The following is a 17,250-nucleotide window of genomic DNA, read 5'->3' on the forward strand; positions in this document are numbered from 1 at the left end:
TGTACTGATCGGCTAGGCACCTCTCGGGTATCTGGCCAGCCATCCCGGGGACGACCCCGCCGGCCCGTGCAGCGCGGGCCCCTGGGTCATCTCCATCGCGAAGTCGTCGGCCAGTTCCAGCAGTGTGGGGCGGCCCTCCAGCTCGGCCAGCCAGGCCGGGGGGAGGGCCGTCTCGCCGTGCAGGGCACCGAGGAGCCCGCCGGTCAGGGCACCGGCAGCCGCCGACGGCCCGTCGTGGTTCACGGCGAGACACAGCCCGTGCCGTACGTCCTCCCCCACCAGCGCGCAGTACACGGAGGCCGCCAGCAGCCCGTCCGCCGAGCCGTCCGCCGCCAGCTCCTCCACTCGCGCCGGGGTGGGTCTCCCCTGCCGTACGGCACCCAGCGCGTGCTGCAACGCATCGGACACGGGACGATGCCCGGGCCTGGCGCCGAGCAGCGAGAGCGCCCGCTGCACGGCCCCGTCGAGGCTCTCGCCGCGGGCCAGACCGTGCACGATCACGGCGTACGCGCCCGCCGACAGGTAGGCGATGGGGTGGCCGTGGGTCTGCGCGGCACACTCCACGGCGAGCTGGACGACCAGCTGAGGCTCCCAGCCGACGAGCAGCCCGAAGGGCGCGGAACGGGCGGTGGCCTCGGGCCCGAGCTCGGTGGGGTTCTTGGGCGACTCCAGCGTGCCCATGTTGTCGTCACCGAACCCGAGGAGCAGGGACCGGGCGGGATCCCGCCGGGCGTAGAGCCACTCCTCCCGGGCAAGCCACCCGTCGTCCTTCCGCCGCTCGTCGGGCCCCCAGTCGTGCTGGGTGGCGGCCCAGCGGCGGTACGCCCGGTGCAGATCGGTGGGCGGATGCCAGGCGCCGGTGTCCCGGCGGACCTGGGCGCGTATCAGCCCGTCCACGCTGAACAAGGTGAGCTGGGTGAGATGACTGACGGCCCCGCGCCGCCCGTACCCGAACCCGAGATCGACGAGCCCCTCGGCCCCGTACGTCTCCCGGATCTCGTCCAGCCCGAGCGAGTCGACGGGCGACCCCAGCGCGTCGCCAACGGCCCCGCCGAGCAACGTCCCCCGCACTCGACTACGAAAGTCCTGCTGCTCGGCCCGCCCCCAGACGGCCCCGGCTGGCGCACTCACCAAGACCTCCCACGGCACCGTCCGTACGTACGACAGCTCAGAACTGTAATCGAACGGGGACGGTGGGTTCAGGGACGCGGCTCCAAAAACAACGAAGGCGCACGTCTCGCGTTCGCGGACGGCGCCTGTGCCGAGTTCGTCGCGTTCGCGACGGGGGGCTGAGCCTCAGTCGTGGCTGGGCGTCAGAGGAGGCGTGGACTCGTCCACGATGCTCTCCTCGCCGCCTTCTTCACGCTGCTTCGCCAGGGCGAGTTCCCTGGCCAGCTTGTCTGAGTGCAGCCTCATTTCTACCTCTGCCCGGAGATCGAACACCGTGGCCTCCTTTGCCGATTGCGTACTCATCTTTACCTGAACATTACCTCACGGCTGTGGGTCACGTCACGGTCGAATTACGGGCACACACAGCTAATTTGCGCATTGTTCACCGATCCAGCCCGGCAGCGGCGTTCCTCAACTTCGCGCGGAACACGGCTCGTTCGCCCAGATCAGGGAAAATGGCCGCCATGGCCACTACAACCCCACGGGCCCCACGCGCCCTCCCCCTCACCGCCACCCTCCTCACCGCCACCGTCGCCCTCTATATGCTCCTCGTCGCCTTCGGGAACATCACCGACTTCGGCACCAATCAGCAGTTCGTGCAGCACGTTCTCGCCATGGATACGACGTTCAAGGACGACGACCTCATGTGGAGAGCCATCACCAGCAAGGGACTTCAGGACGCGGCGTACGTCGCCATCATCGTGTGGGAGACCGTCGCCGCCCTCGTCCTCGTCTACGGGACCTGGCTGTGGGCCCGGCGCGACCCCGCCCGTGCCCGCCGTTTCTCCACCTACGGCCTGCTCATGGTCATGCTGCTGTTCGGGGCCGGGTTCATCGCGATCGGTGGTGAGTGGTTCGCCATGTGGCAGTCGGGGGACTGGAACGGGCTGGACGCGGCGACGCGGGCGTTCCTGTTCAGTGGGGTGGTCCTGGTCGCCGTACACCTGCCCATGAAGCAGACCGACTCGAGCAGCTGACGACCACAACTACCTGACCACCGCGCCTACTTGACCACCACGACCGTCGTCCCCGTCTCGCCGAACGTCCACAGCGCGTTCCCGTCCGCCTTGCCCATGCGGATGCCGCTGGTCTGGATGCCCGAGGCGGGCGGGGGCGACGAGCCGTCCACGGCGTTGGAGAAGGCGATCGACAGGCCGGACTTGGCGGTGAAGTACATGATGTGCTCGATCTGCACGCCGTCGGTGCCCGTGGTGGCGTCCGTGCGCTGGGAGATCGTGTAGGTCCCGGGGTCCGGGCTCACCGTGCCCGGCCACACCGCGATGGTGCGGCGGGCGGCGTCGCTCGCGTCGACCAGCCACACCCGCTTCTGCCCGAGGGAGTAGACGACGCGCCGCCCGGTGCCGGAGCCGTCCGGCACGGCGGCCGGTGCGGCGGACTTCGTGGGCGTGGGCTGCGCGCTCGCGGACGCCGACGCGCTCGGCCGGGCGGCCGTGGCGGTGGGGTGCGGCCCCTGGTCCGCCCGCATGCCCAGGACGACGACCGCCGCGACCGCGCCCGCCGTCAGGCCGGTCACCCAGACCCACGAGGGAAGCCGTCGGGCAGGCACGGGCACGCATCTCCTCAGCTACAGAAGCTACAGACCCCTTCACCAGGGGTCAGATCATCGTACTGTGAACCGCTCGGGCCTTCGTCTCAGTCCAGCACCGGCAACAGCTCCGGCAGATGCCCGTCCGAGACGGCCGCCGCCCGCTGTCGCTCCTCCGGCACCTCCCCGTACAGCGTGGTGCGCGGCTTCGACGGTCGTCCGGCCGTCTCCGCCACCGCGATCAGGTCCTTGACCGACTTGTAGGAGCCGTAGGAGGAGCCCGCCATCCGGGAGATCGTCTCCTCCATCAGCGTGCCGCCGAGGTCGTTCGCGCCCGAGCGCAGCATCTCGGCCGCGCCCTCCGTGCCCAGCTTCACCCAGCTGGTCTGGATGTTGGGGATGTGGGGGTGGAGGAGCAGGCGGGCCATCGCCGTCACCGCTCGGTTGTCCCGCATGGACGGGCCGGGGCGGGCGATCCCCGCCAGGTACACCGGCGCGTTCGTGTGGATGAAGGGGAGCGTGACGAACTCCGTGAAGCCGCCTGTCCGTTCCTGGATGCCGGCCAGTGTGCGCAGGTGGCCCAGCCAGTGCCTCGGCTGGTCCACATGCCCGTACATCATCGTCGAGGACGACCGGATTCCCAGCTCGTGCGCCGTCGAGACCACCTCGATCCATGTCGCCGTCGGCAGCTTGCCCTTCGTCAGGATCCAGCGGACCTCGTCGTCGAGGATCTCGGCGGCCGTGCCGGGGATGGAGTCGAGGCCGGCCTCCTTGGCGGCCGTGAGCCACTCGCGGATGGACATGCCCGTGCGCGTCGCGCCGTTCACGACCTCCATGGGCGAGAAGGCGTGCACGTGCATCCCCGGCACCCGCGCCTTCACCGCCTTCGCGATGTCGAAGTACGCCGTGCCGGGCAGGTCCGGGTGGATGCCGCCCTGCATGCAGACCTCCACCGCGCCCACCTCCCAGGCCTGTTGGGCGCGGTCGGCGACCTGGTCCAGGGACAGGGTGTACGCGTCGGCGTCCGTGCGGCGTTGCGCGAAGGCGCAGAAGCGGCAGCCGGTGTAGCAGACGTTGGTGAAGTTGATGTTCCGCGTGACGATATACGTGACGTCGTCGCCGACCATCGACTTGCGCACGTCGTCGGCGATGCCCGTCAGCGCGTCCAGCGCCGGGCCGTCCGCGTGCAGCAGGGCGAGGGCCTCGGCGTCGGTGAGGCGGGTGGGGTCGTCGGCCGCCGTCGCGAGTGCCTGCCGTACGTCCGTGTCGATGCGCTCCGGCACCATGCCGGGCGCCGCCGCCTCGCGCAGGGCGCCCCAGTCGCCGTACACCTCGTCGAAGTCGTCGCGGCGGTCGGACGTACGGCCCTCGGTGTCGATGGTGCGGTGCAGGTCCGTACGGCCGGTCGACTCGAAAGCCTCGTCCGGCTCCTGCCAGGGGTGGCCCTCGACGACGGCATCGGGAAGCGCCAGCCCTGTCTCCGGGTCCGCCAGCGCCCGTACATGCGGTCGCAGCCGCGGGTCCAGCCAGGGCTCGCCGCGCTGGACGAACTCGGGGTAGACGCAGAGACGTTCTTTCATCTCGAAACCGGCCGCGGCCGACCTTTCGGACAGCTCCTCGATCTGCGGCCAGGGGCGTTCCGGGTTGACGTGGTCGATGGTGAGCGGGGAGACGCCTCCCCAGTCGTCGATCCCGGCTCCGATCAGCCGCTCGTACTCGCTGTCGACGAGATTCGGCGGGGCCTGGAGGCAGGCGCTCGGCCCCATGATGTGCCGGGCGACGGCCACCGTGGCGACCAGTTCGTCCAGTTCCGCGTCCGGCATGCCGCGCATCGCGGTGTCGGGCTTGGCGCGGAAGTTCTGGATGATCAGCTCCTGGATGGAGTGATAGGCCCGGGACACCTTCCGCAGCGCGAACAACGACTCCGCGCGCTCCTCGTACGTCTCGCCGATCCCGATCAGGATCCCGGAGGTGAAGGGGACGGAGGAACGGCCCGCGTCCTCCAGCACCCGCAGGCGTACGGCGGGCTCCTTGTCCGGGGAGCCGTAGTGCGGCCCGCCGGGCTCGGACCAGAGCCTGGCGGCCGTGGTCTCCAGCATCATGCCCATGCTGGGCGCGACCGGCTTGAGCCGCTGGAAGTCGGTCCAGGTCAGTACGCCCGGGTTGAGGTGGGGCAGCAGACCCGTCTCCTCCAGGATCCGGATGGAGATGGCGCGGACGTAGGCGATGGTGTCGTCGTAGCCGTGCGCGTCGAGCCACTCGCGCGCCTCGGGCCACCGCTCCTCGGGCTTGTCGCCGAGGGTGATCAGGGCTTCCTTGCAGCCGAGGGCGGCGCCTCGGCGGGCCACGTCGAGCACCTCGTCCGGGGACATGAACATCCCGTGGCCCTCCCGGCGCAGCTTGCCGGGGACCGTGACGAAGGTGCAGTAGTGGCATTTGTCCCGGCACAGCCGGGTGAGGGGGATGAAGACGCTCTTCGAGTACGTGATGACGCCGGCGCGGCCCGCGGCCTCCAGGCCCGCGTCCCGCACCCGGGCGGCGGACGCGGCGAGGTCGTCGAGCTGCTCGCCCCGGGCCTGGAGCAGCACCGCCGCCTCGGAGACGTCGAGGGCGACGCCGTCCCGGGCGCGTTTGAGGGCGCGACGCATGGAGTTGTCGGTGGGGCCGGTTCCGGGGGTCGCGGAGGTCGTCATCCTTCGAGCATACGAGCGGGGTGATCAGTACGGACAAGTGCGGCCGATTCATCTCCGGGAGCGGTCGTTACACGGTGCCATGCCGCTCGGAGACATGAGGGGAGATACGAGGGGAGACATGAGGGGAGATATGAGGGGAGACTTACGGGGAGACATAAGGGGCATAGCCGTCAAGCGTCTTCAGTACCTCCGCCTCCCCCGCCGTCGGCAACTGCGCCACGACCTCCTCGATACCCAGCTCCGCGTAGTGCGCGAGCTTGCCCGGGGTCGGATGGACGGCGTACGGGACGACCTGGAGGGCGCCCGGATCGCGGCCCGCCTCGGCCCAGGCGGCACGCAGCCGGGGCAGGGACTCGCCGAGCCCGCGTCCGCCGATGGGCAGCCAGCCGTCGGCGTACTCGCAGATGTGCGCGAACAGCTTCGGGCCGGCGGCCCCGCCGACGAGCGTGCGCGGACCGACGACCGGACCGCGCGGCATCTGTGCGGGTTTGGGATAGGCGAAGCTGGCCCGTACGCTCCCGAACTCGCCCGCGTGCGCGGTCGGCGCCTCGCTCCACAGGGCACGCATCAGCGCCATCCGGTCCCGGACGAGCTCGCGTCGCGTACGCCAGTCCACGCCGTGGTCGGCGGCTTCCTCCACGTTCCAGCCGAAGCCGAGGCCGAGGGTGAACCGCCCGCCGGAGAGGTGATCGAGGGTCGCGATCTGCTTGGCGAGGTCGATCGGATCGTGCTGGGCGACGAGTGTGATGCCCGTGCCGAGCCCCAGCCGCTCGGTCACCGCCGCCGCCTGGCCGAGCGCGACGAAGGGGTCGAGGGTACGGCCGTACTCGGGCGGCAGCTCGCCGCCGCCCGGGTACGGGGAGGTCCGCTCGACGGGGATGTGCGTGTGCTCGGGCAGGTACAGCCCGGCGAACCCTCGCTGCTCCAGCTCACGGGCGAGCCGGGGCGGGGCGATCGTCTCATCGGTGAGGAAGATCGTGACGGAGATGCGCATGGGCCATCTGTACCGGGTTTGTGCGCACCTGTCCATACCGACTGGTCGGGATTTCACTGCCGCCCATGTTCGTGACGGGAGCCGACGCCGCACCTACCGTGGGAAGCGTGAGCCCCGCTGCACAGGAAACGAAGACGGTGCGCGGCACGCTGCCCACCGGCTCTCCCGACTTCGTGTACGTACCCGTCGAAGTCCCGTCCGGCGTACGGGAGATCAAGGTCGCGTACACCTACGACCGGCCGTCCGTCCCGGCCGGCACCGTGGGCAACGCCCTCGACATCGGCATCTTCGACGAGCGCGGCACGGAGCTGGGCGGCCGGGGCTTCCGGGGCTGGTCGGGCGGGGCGCGCACGGAGTTCTTCCTCCGCGCGGACGACGCGACGCCGGGCTACCTCCCGGGCCCGGTGCGCGAGGGCACCTGGCACATCGCGCTCGGCCCGTACACGGTGTCCCCGCAGGGGCTGTCGTACGAGATCACGATCACGCTGACGTACGGCGAGCAGGGGGTCGCGGTGCCTCCTCCGGTGTACCCGCCCGCCCGTGCGAAGGGCAGGGGCCGGGCCTGGTACCGGGGCGACTGCCACCTCCACTCCTGGTACTCGGACGGCCGCCGTACCCCCGCCGAGATCGCGGCGCTGGCGCGGGCGGCGGGCCTGGACTTCATCAACACGTCGGAGCACAACACCCATGCCTCCCATGCCCATTGGGCGGACGTGGCCGGTGACGACCTGCTGGTCATGCTGGGGGAAGAGGTCACGACGCGCAACGGCCACGTGGTGGCCCTCGGCACCGACCCCGGGACCTTCGTCGACTGGCGCTACCGGGCCCGCGACAACCGCTTCGGCGAGTACGCCCGCCAGATCCGCCGCTCCGGCGGCCTGGTCGTCCCGGCCCACCCGCACGCCACCTGCATCGGCTGCAACTGGAAGTTCGGCTTCGGCGAGGCGGACGCGGTGGAGGTGTGGAACGGGCCCTTCACGCCCGACGACGAGGTGGCGCTGGCGGAGTGGGACGGGGGGCTGGTGGCGGGGGTGCGCTCGCGCTCCGTTTCCTGGCTCCCGGCGATGGGCAACAGCGACGCGCACCGGGCCCCGGACGTGGTCGGGCACCCGCAGACGGTCGTCCTCGCCGAGGACCTGAGCCGGGAGGCCATCCAGGAGGGCATCCGGGCGGGGCGTTCGTACGTCGCCGAGTCGAAGAACGTCTCCCTGGCCTTCACGGCGACCGGCGGCGAGGGCGAACACGCGGGCATCGGTGAGCGGTTGGAGGTGGCGGCCGGGGACGCTCCGGTGACCGTCCGCCTGGAGGCCACCGGAGCACCCCGCTGCGTGGTCCGCTTCGTCACCGACCAGGGGGTGCTGTTCACCAGCGCGCCGTTGCCGGTGGCCGGGGCGGGGATCGTGGAGTGGCGTACGACGCCGTCGTACGCGGCATACGTACGGACGGAGTTGCGGCACGAGACGGCGGTGGGGCCGCTGCCGGGGGCGCTGGCGGCGTTCACGAATCCGATCTTCCTGGGGCGGGCGTAGGCGAGTTGCTAGAGGAGAGCGGCTTCGGTCTCGGATGTCAGGTCGGCGACGACGGCCGCGTGGTCCGAGGGCCATACGCCCTCCACCGGGCCGTCACCCGCCCGCCGGGCATCCCGCACTCGCCCGAGTCCGCCGCGCCCGGGCGGCCCCACGTGGACGTAGTCGATCCGCACCCTCGACGACCCGCTGGGCGCGACGTACGGGTTCGCCGGGTCCCAGGTGGCGGACGGCGCGGCCGGGTCGGCGTACTCCCAGGCGTCGAGAAGGACCTGGCGGGGCACGGCGGGGGCCGTCTTGTAGCCGCCGAACAGACGGATCTCGTCGGAGTCCGGCCACGCGTTGAAGTCCCCTGTGACGACCGGCGGGAACGGGGTGTCGCCGCGGTGCCGCGCGACGAACTCCGCGAGCGCGGTGACCTGCTGGCAGCGCACGGCCGACGCATGGGTGGCCGAGGTGAGGTGGGTGGTGAAGAAGGGCACCTCGTACGCGGGGGCGGCCAGGCGGGCGTAGAGGGCGAGGCGGCCGTCGTCCATGTCGGCCGGGGCGGGCAACGGCAGCACCTCGCGGGCGACGACGGGCCACCGGCTGAGTACGGCGTTGCCTATTTCCACCGTGGCGGCGAAGGGTTCCGTGAGCCGCCGCTGCCAGCGTTCGGGGGCGTGGGAGGGGGCCCAGGTCCAGTACAGGCCGAGTTCCCCGGCGAGCCATTCGGCGAGGTTCTCGTGGCCGTCGGCCCACACCTCCTGCAACCCGACGACATCGGGGCGCAGTTCCCGCAGCGCGTCGAGGATCGCCTTGCGGCGCGTTTCCCAGGGGCCGAAGCGCCACCACAGGTTCCAGGTCATGACTCGCATCGGCAGCCACCCACCTCTCGTCATGCCCGCGCCATGCCTTGCCGTGGACCATTGAAGCAGGGGCGACCTCAGCGATCGGGGTGCGTGAGCGCGGTGCCGGTCGTGATCGAGCGCGGGGAAGAACGGCGTCCCTGCCCGCGCGCGCTACGGCTTGGACCGCATAGGAGGGCAAGCGCGGCGACGCCCGCCGTGACGATGAACGCGGCGCGCAGGCCCTGGAGTTCGGCGTACGCGCCGAGCAGCGCGGGGCCGGCGATCGTGCCGAGCGCCAGGAAGAAGACGGTGACGCTGAAGCCGGCGGAGGGCCGCTCGGGAAAGACGCGGTAGCTCCACACCGCGAGTATCCCGGATCCGGCCATGAAGCATGGGCCGTAGAGCAGGGCGGAGAGGACGACGGCGGGGAGCGAGGCGGGGGCGAGGCCGAGCAGGGCGACCGCGACGGCGATGCCGGAGAAGAGCCCGGCGTGGACGCGGCGCAGCCCGTATCGCGCGACGGCGTGGCCGGTCAGCGCGCCCGCCGTGCCGACCGCGCCCATCAGGGTCCAGAACAGGGGGGCGGTCGCGGGGCCGGGGCTCGCGTCGTTGACCGTTTCGACGGCGAAGGACCAGTAGACGGAGCCGACGAGGCCGTAGATGACGGCGGTGAGCAGGAGCGGCAGTGCGGCGCGGCGGTACGTGGGCCGAAGGGTGCTCTGTACCGGTCGGCTCGGGCGGCTCCGTCCCTTGGGCAGCACATGGGCGTTGTACGCAGCCGATGCCAGCGCCGCCAGTGCGAAGGCCAGCCAGGCGTACCGCCATCCCGTGCCGCGGGCGAGCAGCGCCAGCGGGCCCGCGACCACGACGGCGAAGGCGGTGCCGCTGGCGATGGCGCCCATGACCTGCTCGCGCCGCCCGGCCGGCACCATCCGGTCGACCGCGTCGGAGTAGGGGGCCCAGGCCCAGCCCGAGCTCGTACCGGCGAGGATCAGCCCGGCGGCGAGCAGCCCCGGCCCCTGGGCGAGCGCCACCAGCCCCATGCCGACGGCGGCCGAGAGCCCGCCGGCGAGGACGAGCGGGCGCGGCCCGAAGCGCGCGACGAGGGCGCCGACCATCACCAGCGCGGCCAGATAGCCGACGTAGGTGGCGCTGCCGATCAACCCCACGAGGGAGACGGACAGCCCGAACTCCTCGCGCAGTTCGGGGAGAAAGAGCCCGTATCCGTACCGTGCGAAACCGAAGGTCACGCCGATCGCCGAAATCCCGGCGAGGGCCAGGCGGTGGCCGGGCGCTGTCAGTGAGTTCCATCGCATGCACCTACCATCCGACCTGCGCCTTTGCCGCACCATTGGCAAAAACGTCAGCCTCCCCTAGATTTGCGCCATGGCACTTCGTGTGATGGTGACCCTGCTGGAGGAGACCTCACTGTTCGAACTGGCCGTGCCGTGCGCGGTGTTCGCGGGCGAGGGATACGAGCTGACCCTGTGCGCCACCGTCCCGGGAGGCGGGCAGCACGCCCCCGGCGGTCTGCGACTGGAGGCCGAGCACGGCCTCGAGGCGCTGCGCGAGGCGGATCTGATCGTGGTCCCGGCCTGCATGATGGACGGCTACGAACCCCCGGCCGCCCTGCTAGACGCCCTGCGCGAGGCGCATGCCCGCGGGGCGCGGATCGCCTCCCTCTGCTCGGGCGCCTTCGTGCTGGCCGCGGCCGGACTGCTGGACGGGCGTCCGGCGGCGACGCACTGGATGTACGCGGAGGAGCTGCGCCGCCGCCACCCGTACGTGCGAGTCGACGACCGTTCCCTGTACGTCGACGACGGCTCCATCCTCACCAGCGCGGGCACGGCCGCGGCCATCGATCTGTGCCTGCACATCGTGCGCGGCGACTACGGCACGGCAGCGGCGGCGGAGGTCGGCCGCCGGATGGTCGTGGCCCCGCACCGGGAGGGCGACCAGACCCAGTACGCCCTGCCGCCGGCCCCTGCCCCAGCGCGGCCGGAGGGCCTCGGGCCGGTGCTGGACTGGGCGCTGTCCCGGCTCCACCGTCCGCTGACGATCGCCGAGCTGGCGTCCCGGGCGGGGATGAGCACCCGAACCTTCGGCCGCCGCTTCACGGCGGAGGTAGGCGTCACCCCGCTGAAGTGGCTCAACCAGCAGCGGCTGGCACGGGCACGGGAATTGCTGGAGACGACGGACCTGGGGGTGGACACGGTGGCGGACCGGAGCGGCCTGGGCAGCGCGGACAGCTTGCGCCAGCACTTCCACCGGGCACTGGCAACGACCCCGGCGGCATACCGGCGCACCTTTCGGGTCGGCGTACCTCAGCGGGTGTCGAGCGGTTGATCCCCGACTCCGGTGAGGGGGAACAGACTTACGCTGCCAGGAAGCCCGCAGACAAGAATCAGCGCCGGTCGCGCTACCGGTGCAGCCGGCTGAGTGGCGGCGCGCGGTCGCACAGGGGCTCAGTCCACCACCTGTGGATCACGGAAGTTGTAGACGACCGTCACCCCCAGGCCGGGCGTGTGCGTGTACACGACCGTGATCGCCTCGGCCGAGTCATGGGCGAGAGGAGTCGTGTGCGTGTATTCGACGGACGGAGGCCGCCAGCCGGGGATCTCTCGGCCCACCGCCGGGTCGCGGCCGATGACCGCGAGCGCTTCCCGGACGACTTCCCGCTCCCCGTCTGTCAGGTCGCCGAACGCCTTCCTGGCAGGCTCGGCCTCCTCCAACGGGACGTCGTTCATGTGCCGTCGCCTCCGGCACGCGCGTCTTCGAGGGCCGCCATGATCTCGGATGAGTTCCTGATCAGGACTCGGTGCCGGTAGGCCCGGACCACGGCTGCGGCGCCCGCGAAGTCGTTGGTCGGAGAGGCCCCTATGGCGGCCGCCAGCTCCTCCTCGAACCGCTCCAGGTCGCCCGGGAAGCCGTAGCGGCTGAGCGCACTGCGCAGGTCGTCCACAGTCCGGATTTCGGGCAGCGGCATCGCTCCCCAGCCGCCGTGTTCAGGCTGTGCGCTCATGGTCTGCTCCTGGTGAAAGGGCATGGCTCCATCTCTCAGTATGGCGCCGCCCAGCCTGGACGGACATCGCACTTCGCCGCTCACCACGCCGCCACCTCGCTCCCGCACTCGGCCCACATCAGCTTGCCGCCCTTCGACGCGCCGAGTTCGCGGAGCACCCAGGCGCCCCATGCGTCCGCGCAGGCCCGCACGAGGTGCAGTCCGCGGCCGTCTTCCGCGTCCAACGGGGACACGGGAGCATCCCGGTGCGAGAAGCCGGGCGGGACCCGAGGATCCGTGTCCCATACGGCCACGCGGAGCCGGCCGGGCTCGGCCGAGCGGAGGCGGAGGGCGTACGGGCCCTTGGTGTGGCGGTGCGAGTTGGTCAGCAGCTCGGCTGCCAGCAGTTCCGCGGTGGGGGTGAGTTCGGGCATCTCGTGGGCGGCCAGAATGAGTCTGAGCGTGCCCCGCGCGATACCCGGTGCGCGTGGATCGTGCGGAAGGTGCAGGGTGTAATTCCAGGACGGGGATACGGTGGCCATGGGAAATCTCCGATCACTGAGGGGAGTTGGGATCTTGCCTACGGTGCCCGGTGTCTCCGCCGTGGCGTCCCACGGTGCGCTTCCGGGCGGGGCGCCTGGAAACGAAGATAGGGCTCAGCAAATGTAATTTGCTGAGATCCGAGATACTTCCCTCACATTTCCCCCGTGTGAGTGACCTGCGACGGAACACGCGTCCTAGAGGAGTTCACGTGCCTGCCAGACCCCCTCTGACGGCCCGGCGCCTCCGGCTCGCCGTGGAGTTGCGCAAGATGCGCGAGCGCGCGGGCATGACGGCGACCGAAGCCGCACGCACTCTCGGCACCAGCCAGGGGCAGCTCAGCAACGTGGAGTCGGGGCGGTTCGGCGTGAGCCCCGACCGTGTCAGAGCGCTGGCCCGCATCTACTCCTGCCCGGACCAGGCGTTCGTCGAGGCCCTGGTCGGTATGGCGACGGACAGGACATTCGGCTGGTGGGAGTCGTACCGCGAGGTGCTGCCGTCAGGGCTCCTCGACCTCGCCGAACTGGAGCACCACGCCACCGCCGTACGCACCGCGTACACCTCTCACATGCCGGGGCTGCTCCAGACCGCTGATCACGCGCGTGAGATCTTCCGCCACGTCATCCCCGCGCCCACACCGCCCGAGGTCGAGCACCGGGTCTCGCACCGGGTCAAACGGCAGGGCGTGCTGTACGGGCCGCAGCCGACTCCTTACACCACCGTCGTGCACGAGGCAGCCCTGCACATGGGCGTCGGCGGCCGGACTGTGGCTCGCGCCCAGTTGCAGCATCTGCTCGACATGGGCGAGCGGGAGCACATCACCATCCGCGTACTCCCGTTCGGCGTCGGCGCGTTCCCCGGTTCGGGACAGTCCATCAACTACCTGTACGGTCCCGTGCCGCAGCTCGACACCGCGCAACTCGACCAGTTCCACGGCCCGGTCCTCCTCGATGCCGAAGCTCTTCTGGAGAAGTACAGGAACCTCCTCGGCATCGTGGAAGCCACTGCACTCACCCCCAAGAAGTCCCGGGACCTGATCCACTCCATCGCCCAGAACCTGTAAGGGAGCCGAGATGTCCCCGCAGCGCTGGCAGAAGTCGTCCTACTGCCAAGAAGGCGACGCCTGCGTCCACATATCCACCAAGGCAACCTGCACCACCATCCACCTCACCGAAAGCGCCGACCCCACCCAAGCCGTCCTCACCGCCGCCCCCGCTGCCTTCGGCGCCCTGCTCGACGTACTCAAGGCACCGGAAAGGCCCTGAAGCAGCATGTCCCGCCAAGCCGAGACGAAATACCGAGCGGTCACGGCGCTCCAACGCCGTATCGGCAACCCCATCCTCCGCCGCCTCCCGACCCAGACCCTCCTGGAGACCACCGGCCGCACCTCGGGCCTGCCTCGCCGGACCCCGGTGGGCGGCCGTCGTGTCGGGAACTCCTTCTGGCTGGTCTCCGAGTTCGGCGAGAGGTCCCAGTACGTTCGCAACATCAAGGCGGATCCCCGGGTCCGGGTGCGGATCCGGGGCCGCTGGCACACCGGAACGGCACACCTCCTACCCGACGACGACCCGATCGCCCGCCTGCGCAGCCTGCCCCGGCTCAACAGCGCGGGGGTGCGGGCGATGGGGGCGGGGTTGCTGACGGTGCGGGTGGATCTGGAGGGGTGACCCGCCGGGACTCCTTCAGACCGCCTGTGCGTACACCTCCAGCACCAGCTCCCGTACGGCCTCCGGCGCCCGCAGCGTCGGCAGGTGGTCGCAGTCCGGCCGGCGTACGAGGTGGCAGCCGGGGATCGCGGCGGCCATCGCCTCGTTGCAGCGGACCGTGCGGGGATAGTCCTGCTCGCCGAGGAGCAGGGCGCAGGGCATGGAGAGTTCACCGAGGCGCGGGAAGGCGGGCGGGTCCTCGGTCTGGTGGCCGTACGTCGTGAACCAGGCCGGGATCGCCGCCCGCAGCAGGGTCGCCGCCTCGGTGTCCGGGGGCGTGCCCGCCGCTGCCCAGGTGCGCAGGGACAGGGCGAGGAGTCCGTCCATGTCGCCCGCCTCGGCCAACTCACCGATCCGGGCGGTCAGTTCCGGCTCCTCCAGGTCGGGGTAGCCGGTCACGCCCGGCACGAGGAGGACCAGGGCCGCGACCCGGTCGGGCTCGTTCAGGGCGCCGTTGATCGCGGTGGCGCCGCCCATGCTCGACCCGACCAGCACCGCGCGCCGGACATCGAAGTGGTCCAGGACCGCCCTCAGGTCCTCGGCCTGCGAGTACGCGGCCGTCGGGTCCGGGGACCGGCCGAAGCCGCGGGCGTCGTAGCGGATGATCCGGTGGCGTTCCGCGAGAGCCGGGGCGATCGGCTCCCAGGCCCTTGAGTCCGCGACCCCCGGGTGCAGCAGCACCAGGGGCAGACCGTCCCCGCCCGTGTCGTCCGCCCAGACCTCGCCGTCCTTGACCCGCACCGTGGTTTCCATACATGAACTGTGCCCCACAGACAACCAGATCGGTGGGCACACTCTGGAGGCTGGGAGAAGGGCCGTGTAACTAATAATTACGGCAATATTTCCGCTCGGTTAATTCATGAAATAGCTAATAGCGACTGGTGACTATGGACAAGGGATTAACGGACTTCTACTTTTGGAACGTTCATCCCCCCGCACATAGGAGGAACCCGTGGGCATCAATGCCTCCGGAAAAGCCTGGATCATCCGTGGTGGCACCGCGCTGGCTGCGACCATGACGTGCCTGATACCGGCGACTCAGGCGCAGGCGTCAAGCGGCAACTGCTTCTCGGACGCCAACAACCCTGGCATTTCCCAAGTCCTGCCCGGCGACAACACCGTCTCCGTACCGCGCCAACAGGCAGCCAACACCTGGCAGGACTGGATCTGGCGTGGCACCGACGACCAGTACGTGTGCAACCCGAAGGTAACCAGCTGCACGTACTCCTACGGCAAGTCGCACTCCACGTCGTACGGCGACTCCGTCGGCGGCCAGATCACCCTCGGAAACGCCACATCGGTCACCAAGAGTATGCTCAACCTGGTCGCCAACGTCATTCCCAACTGGTCGAAGACCAGCACCGACGAGACCGACTACAACTTCTCGATCCAGATGAAGCCCGGGCAGACCGCCTACCCGTACCAGTACATCCAACGCCGCTGGACGCAGGGCGACTTCAAGGGAGCCTGGGTCAACGAGAACCAGACCTGCAAGGTCTACACGTCCAGCAACCCGCGCCACCCGGGCAAGGACGTGCCGGGACACATGTACTACTGGGACCCCAGTCGCACCTTCGGCTCGTGGTCGACCAATAGAGAAGTCGGCCGAGGCTACGGCTACGTCGTCTCCTAGGCCAGAGTCGAGGCCGGCCATTTTCAAAGGCCGGCCTCGGTGGAATGTAGCGCGATATCCATATATTCCTTTGCGGCAGAATACGGCACCGTCGTGCTCGGCGAATTCCGGACATGCCCGCAGGCGGGCGCCCCCTCACCCCGGCCACACAATCGCCTGCACCTCGCTGTAAGCATGCAGCGCGTACGAGCCGACATCCCGCCCCACCCCGCTCCTCTTGAACCCCCCGAACGGCGCCTCCATGTTCCGCCCGACCGTGTTCACTCCCACCCCGCCGGCCCGCAGCCGCCGCGCCACCCTAAAGGCGCGGGCCACGTCCGACGACCAGACGTAGTCGATCAGGCCGTAGTCGGTGTCGTTGGCCAGCTGCACGCCTTCCTCTTCCTCGTCGAAGGGGATGACGACCACCACCGGCCCGAAGATCTCCTCCCGGGTCACCCGCATGTCGTTCGTGCAGTCCGCGAGGAGCGTGGGGGCGACATAGAAACCCCGGCCGGACACAGCGGACCCAGACGGCCGTTCACCTCCCGCCACCACCACCGCGCCCTCCTTTCGGCCCAGTTCGACGTACGACTCCACCCGGTCCCGGTGCGCCGCCGAGATCACCGGGCCGACGACCGTGTCCGGCTCCCTCGGGTCGCCGACCTTCAACCGGCCGGCGTACGCCGCCAGTTGCTCGACCAGCCGGTCGTACACGCCCCGTTGCGCCAGCACCCGCGTCGGCGCCGTGCAGATCTGGCCGCTGTAGAAGGAGAAGGTGGTCCCGATCCCGGACACCGCGGCGCCCACGTCCGCGTCGTCGAAGACGACCGCCGCGCCCTTGCCGCCCAGCTCCATCAACTGCCGCTTCATCCCCCGCCCGCACACCTCGGCGATGCGCTGCCCCACCGCCGTCGAACCGGTGAAGCTCACCATGTCCACGTCGTCGGACTCGACCGCCGCCTCGCCGACCTCCACCGACCGCCCGGACACCACGTTCACGACTCCGCGCGGCACCCCCGCCGCCTCCAGCGCCTCCGCCATCCGGTAGACCGACAGCGGGTCCTGCGGGGCCGGTTTCACCACCACCGTGTTGCCCATGGCCAGTGCGGGGGCGACCTTGCCGGCCGGGTTCGCCCACGGGTTGTTGTACGACGTGACGCAGGTGACGACCCCGACGGGCTGGCGCACGGCCAGCGCGCCCATCACCGCCGCCTTCCCCATCGGCCCGGCCTCGTTGATCTGCGGCGGGATGGCCCACTCGGCGGGCTCCACGCGCGCGTACCGCCGGAAGCGGGCGGCGGCGACGCCCACCTGCATCCCACGGGCCGTACGCGTCGTCGCGCCCGTCTCCGCCCGGGCCAGCCCCGCATACGGCTCCATGCGGTCCCCGATGATCTCGGCGGCCCGCGCCAGCACCGCCGCACGCTCCTCCGGCGCCGTACGCGACCACGGGCCGAAGGCCTCGCGGGCCGCGGCACAGGCCGCGCGCACCTGATCCCGCGAGGCCTCCGGCGCCTGCCCGACGGTCTCCTCGGTCGCCGGGTCGACGACCTCGTAGTGACCGCCGTCCGGCTCCACCCAGGATCCGCCGATGAACAGCCGCTGGTCATCGGCCACTTGATCGCCACC

General features: G+C 70.6%; 18 protein-coding genes. 7 read left to right on the forward strand and 11 right to left on the reverse strand.

The window, feature by feature from the left end; all coding sequences use genetic code 11:
* Positions 1 to 12: 12 nt before the first annotated feature.
* Complete coding sequence (locus tag AB0I77_RS27875) at positions 13 to 1,131, reverse strand: ADP-ribosylglycohydrolase family protein (RefSeq protein WP_363285444.1); 1,119 nt, start codon at positions 1,129 to 1,131, stop codon at positions 13 to 15.
* Positions 1,132 to 1,634: 503 nt separating this feature from the next.
* Between AB0I77_RS27875 and AB0I77_RS27880 the strand changes: the two genes are divergently transcribed.
* Positions 1,635 to 2,147, forward strand: coding sequence for a DUF2165 domain-containing protein (locus AB0I77_RS27880; protein ID WP_363285445.1), 513 nt, complete (start codon positions 1,635 to 1,637; stop codon positions 2,145 to 2,147).
* A 26-nt stretch (positions 2,148 to 2,173) separates the two neighbouring features.
* Here the strand turns inward: AB0I77_RS27880 and AB0I77_RS27885 are convergent, their stop codons facing one another.
* The 3 genes from AB0I77_RS27885 to AB0I77_RS27895 all read right to left on the reverse strand — a co-directional run bounded on the left by AB0I77_RS27885 (position 2,174) and on the right by AB0I77_RS27895 (position 6,403).
* On the reverse strand, positions 2,174 to 2,743 hold the full coding sequence (locus AB0I77_RS27885) for a hypothetical protein (protein ID WP_363285446.1): 570 nt from the start codon (positions 2,741 to 2,743) through the stop codon (positions 2,174 to 2,176).
* Between the two features lie 80 nt (positions 2,744 to 2,823).
* Complete coding sequence (locus AB0I77_RS27890; RefSeq protein WP_363285447.1) at positions 2,824 to 5,409, reverse strand: bifunctional FO biosynthesis protein CofGH; 2,586 nt, start codon at positions 5,407 to 5,409, stop codon at positions 2,824 to 2,826.
* A gap of 142 nt (positions 5,410 to 5,551) precedes the next feature.
* Positions 5,552 to 6,403 (reverse strand): LLM class F420-dependent oxidoreductase, encoded by an 852-nt coding sequence (locus AB0I77_RS27895; protein ID WP_363285448.1) that lies wholly within the window; start codon positions 6,401 to 6,403, stop codon positions 5,552 to 5,554.
* A 65-nt stretch (positions 6,404 to 6,468) separates the two neighbouring features.
* Here AB0I77_RS27895 and AB0I77_RS27900 point away from each other — a divergent pair, with 65 nt between their 5' ends.
* Positions 6,469 to 7,932 carry a CehA/McbA family metallohydrolase gene (locus AB0I77_RS27900; protein ID WP_363285449.1) on the forward strand — a complete coding sequence of 488 codons (1,464 nt, stop codon included), beginning with the start codon at positions 6,469 to 6,471 and terminating at the stop codon, positions 7,930 to 7,932.
* Between the two features lie 8 nt (positions 7,933 to 7,940).
* Here the strand turns inward: AB0I77_RS27900 and AB0I77_RS27905 are convergent, their stop codons facing one another.
* Both AB0I77_RS27905 and AB0I77_RS27910 read right to left on the reverse strand, forming a co-directional pair.
* Positions 7,941 to 8,786 carry an endonuclease/exonuclease/phosphatase family protein gene (locus AB0I77_RS27905; protein ID WP_363285450.1) on the reverse strand — a complete coding sequence of 282 codons (846 nt, stop codon included), beginning with the start codon at positions 8,784 to 8,786 and terminating at the stop codon, positions 7,941 to 7,943.
* Positions 8,787 to 8,854: 68 nt separating this feature from the next.
* The gene (locus tag AB0I77_RS27910; RefSeq protein WP_363285451.1) at positions 8,855 to 10,075 is read right to left on the reverse strand and encodes an MFS transporter; all 1,221 of its coding nucleotides are present in this window, start codon (positions 10,073 to 10,075) and stop codon (positions 8,855 to 8,857) included.
* Between the two features lie 70 nt (positions 10,076 to 10,145).
* Between AB0I77_RS27910 and AB0I77_RS27915 the strand changes: the two genes are divergently transcribed.
* The gene (locus AB0I77_RS27915) at positions 10,146 to 11,105 is read left to right on the forward strand and encodes a helix-turn-helix domain-containing protein (RefSeq protein ID WP_363285452.1); all 960 of its coding nucleotides are present in this window, start codon (positions 10,146 to 10,148) and stop codon (positions 11,103 to 11,105) included.
* Between the two features lie 119 nt (positions 11,106 to 11,224).
* Here AB0I77_RS27915 and AB0I77_RS27920 read toward each other — a convergent pair whose 3' ends face one another.
* The 3 genes from AB0I77_RS27920 to AB0I77_RS27930 all read right to left on the reverse strand — a co-directional run bounded on the left by AB0I77_RS27920 (position 11,225) and on the right by AB0I77_RS27930 (position 12,302).
* Positions 11,225 to 11,506: a hypothetical protein gene (locus AB0I77_RS27920; protein ID WP_363285453.1), complete on the reverse strand. Its 282-nt coding sequence runs from the start codon at positions 11,504 to 11,506 to the stop codon at positions 11,225 to 11,227.
* A complete protein-coding gene (locus AB0I77_RS27925) occupies positions 11,503 to 11,781 on the reverse strand; it encodes a hypothetical protein (protein ID WP_363285455.1) in 279 nt (92 codons plus the stop codon). The genes AB0I77_RS27920 and AB0I77_RS27925 overlap by 4 nt, the downstream gene beginning before the upstream one ends.
* Positions 11,782 to 11,861: 80 nt before the next feature.
* Positions 11,862 to 12,302 (reverse strand): ATP-binding protein, encoded by a 441-nt coding sequence (locus AB0I77_RS27930; protein WP_363285456.1) that lies wholly within the window; start codon positions 12,300 to 12,302, stop codon positions 11,862 to 11,864.
* Positions 12,303 to 12,511: 209 nt separating this feature from the next.
* Between AB0I77_RS27930 and AB0I77_RS27935 the strand changes: the two genes are divergently transcribed.
* The 3 genes from AB0I77_RS27935 to AB0I77_RS27945 are packed head-to-tail and all read left to right on the forward strand — an operon-like array spanning position 12,512 to position 13,967.
* Positions 12,512 to 13,363, forward strand: a complete 852-nt coding sequence (locus AB0I77_RS27935; RefSeq protein WP_363285457.1) for a helix-turn-helix transcriptional regulator — start codon at positions 12,512 to 12,514, stop codon at positions 13,361 to 13,363.
* A 10-nt stretch (positions 13,364 to 13,373) separates the two neighbouring features.
* Positions 13,374 to 13,565, forward strand: coding sequence for a DUF397 domain-containing protein (locus tag AB0I77_RS27940; RefSeq protein ID WP_363285458.1), 192 nt, complete (start codon positions 13,374 to 13,376; stop codon positions 13,563 to 13,565).
* 6 nt (positions 13,566 to 13,571) lie between these two features.
* A complete protein-coding gene (locus AB0I77_RS27945; protein ID WP_363285459.1) occupies positions 13,572 to 13,967 on the forward strand; it encodes a nitroreductase family deazaflavin-dependent oxidoreductase in 396 nt (131 codons plus the stop codon).
* 15 nt (positions 13,968 to 13,982) lie between these two features.
* Here AB0I77_RS27945 and AB0I77_RS27950 read toward each other — a convergent pair whose 3' ends face one another.
* Positions 13,983 to 14,759: an alpha/beta hydrolase gene (locus AB0I77_RS27950; protein ID WP_363285460.1), complete on the reverse strand. Its 777-nt coding sequence runs from the start codon at positions 14,757 to 14,759 to the stop codon at positions 13,983 to 13,985.
* 199 nt (positions 14,760 to 14,958) lie between these two features.
* On the opposite strand from AB0I77_RS27950, the gene AB0I77_RS27955 reads away from it, so the two are divergent.
* Positions 14,959 to 15,639, forward strand: a complete 681-nt coding sequence (locus tag AB0I77_RS27955; protein ID WP_363285461.1) for a hypothetical protein — start codon at positions 14,959 to 14,961, stop codon at positions 15,637 to 15,639.
* Between the two features lie 135 nt (positions 15,640 to 15,774).
* Here AB0I77_RS27955 and AB0I77_RS27960 read toward each other — a convergent pair whose 3' ends face one another.
* Entirely contained in the window at positions 15,775 to 17,238 is a 1,464-nt protein-coding gene (locus AB0I77_RS27960; RefSeq protein ID WP_363285462.1) for an aldehyde dehydrogenase family protein, read from the reverse strand.
* Positions 17,239 to 17,250 lie beyond the last annotated feature (12 nt).

Origin of the sequence: Streptomyces sp. NPDC050619 (assembly GCF_040654815.1) — a bacterium.
Classification (GTDB): Bacteria; Actinomycetota; Actinomycetes; order Streptomycetales; family Streptomycetaceae; genus Streptomyces.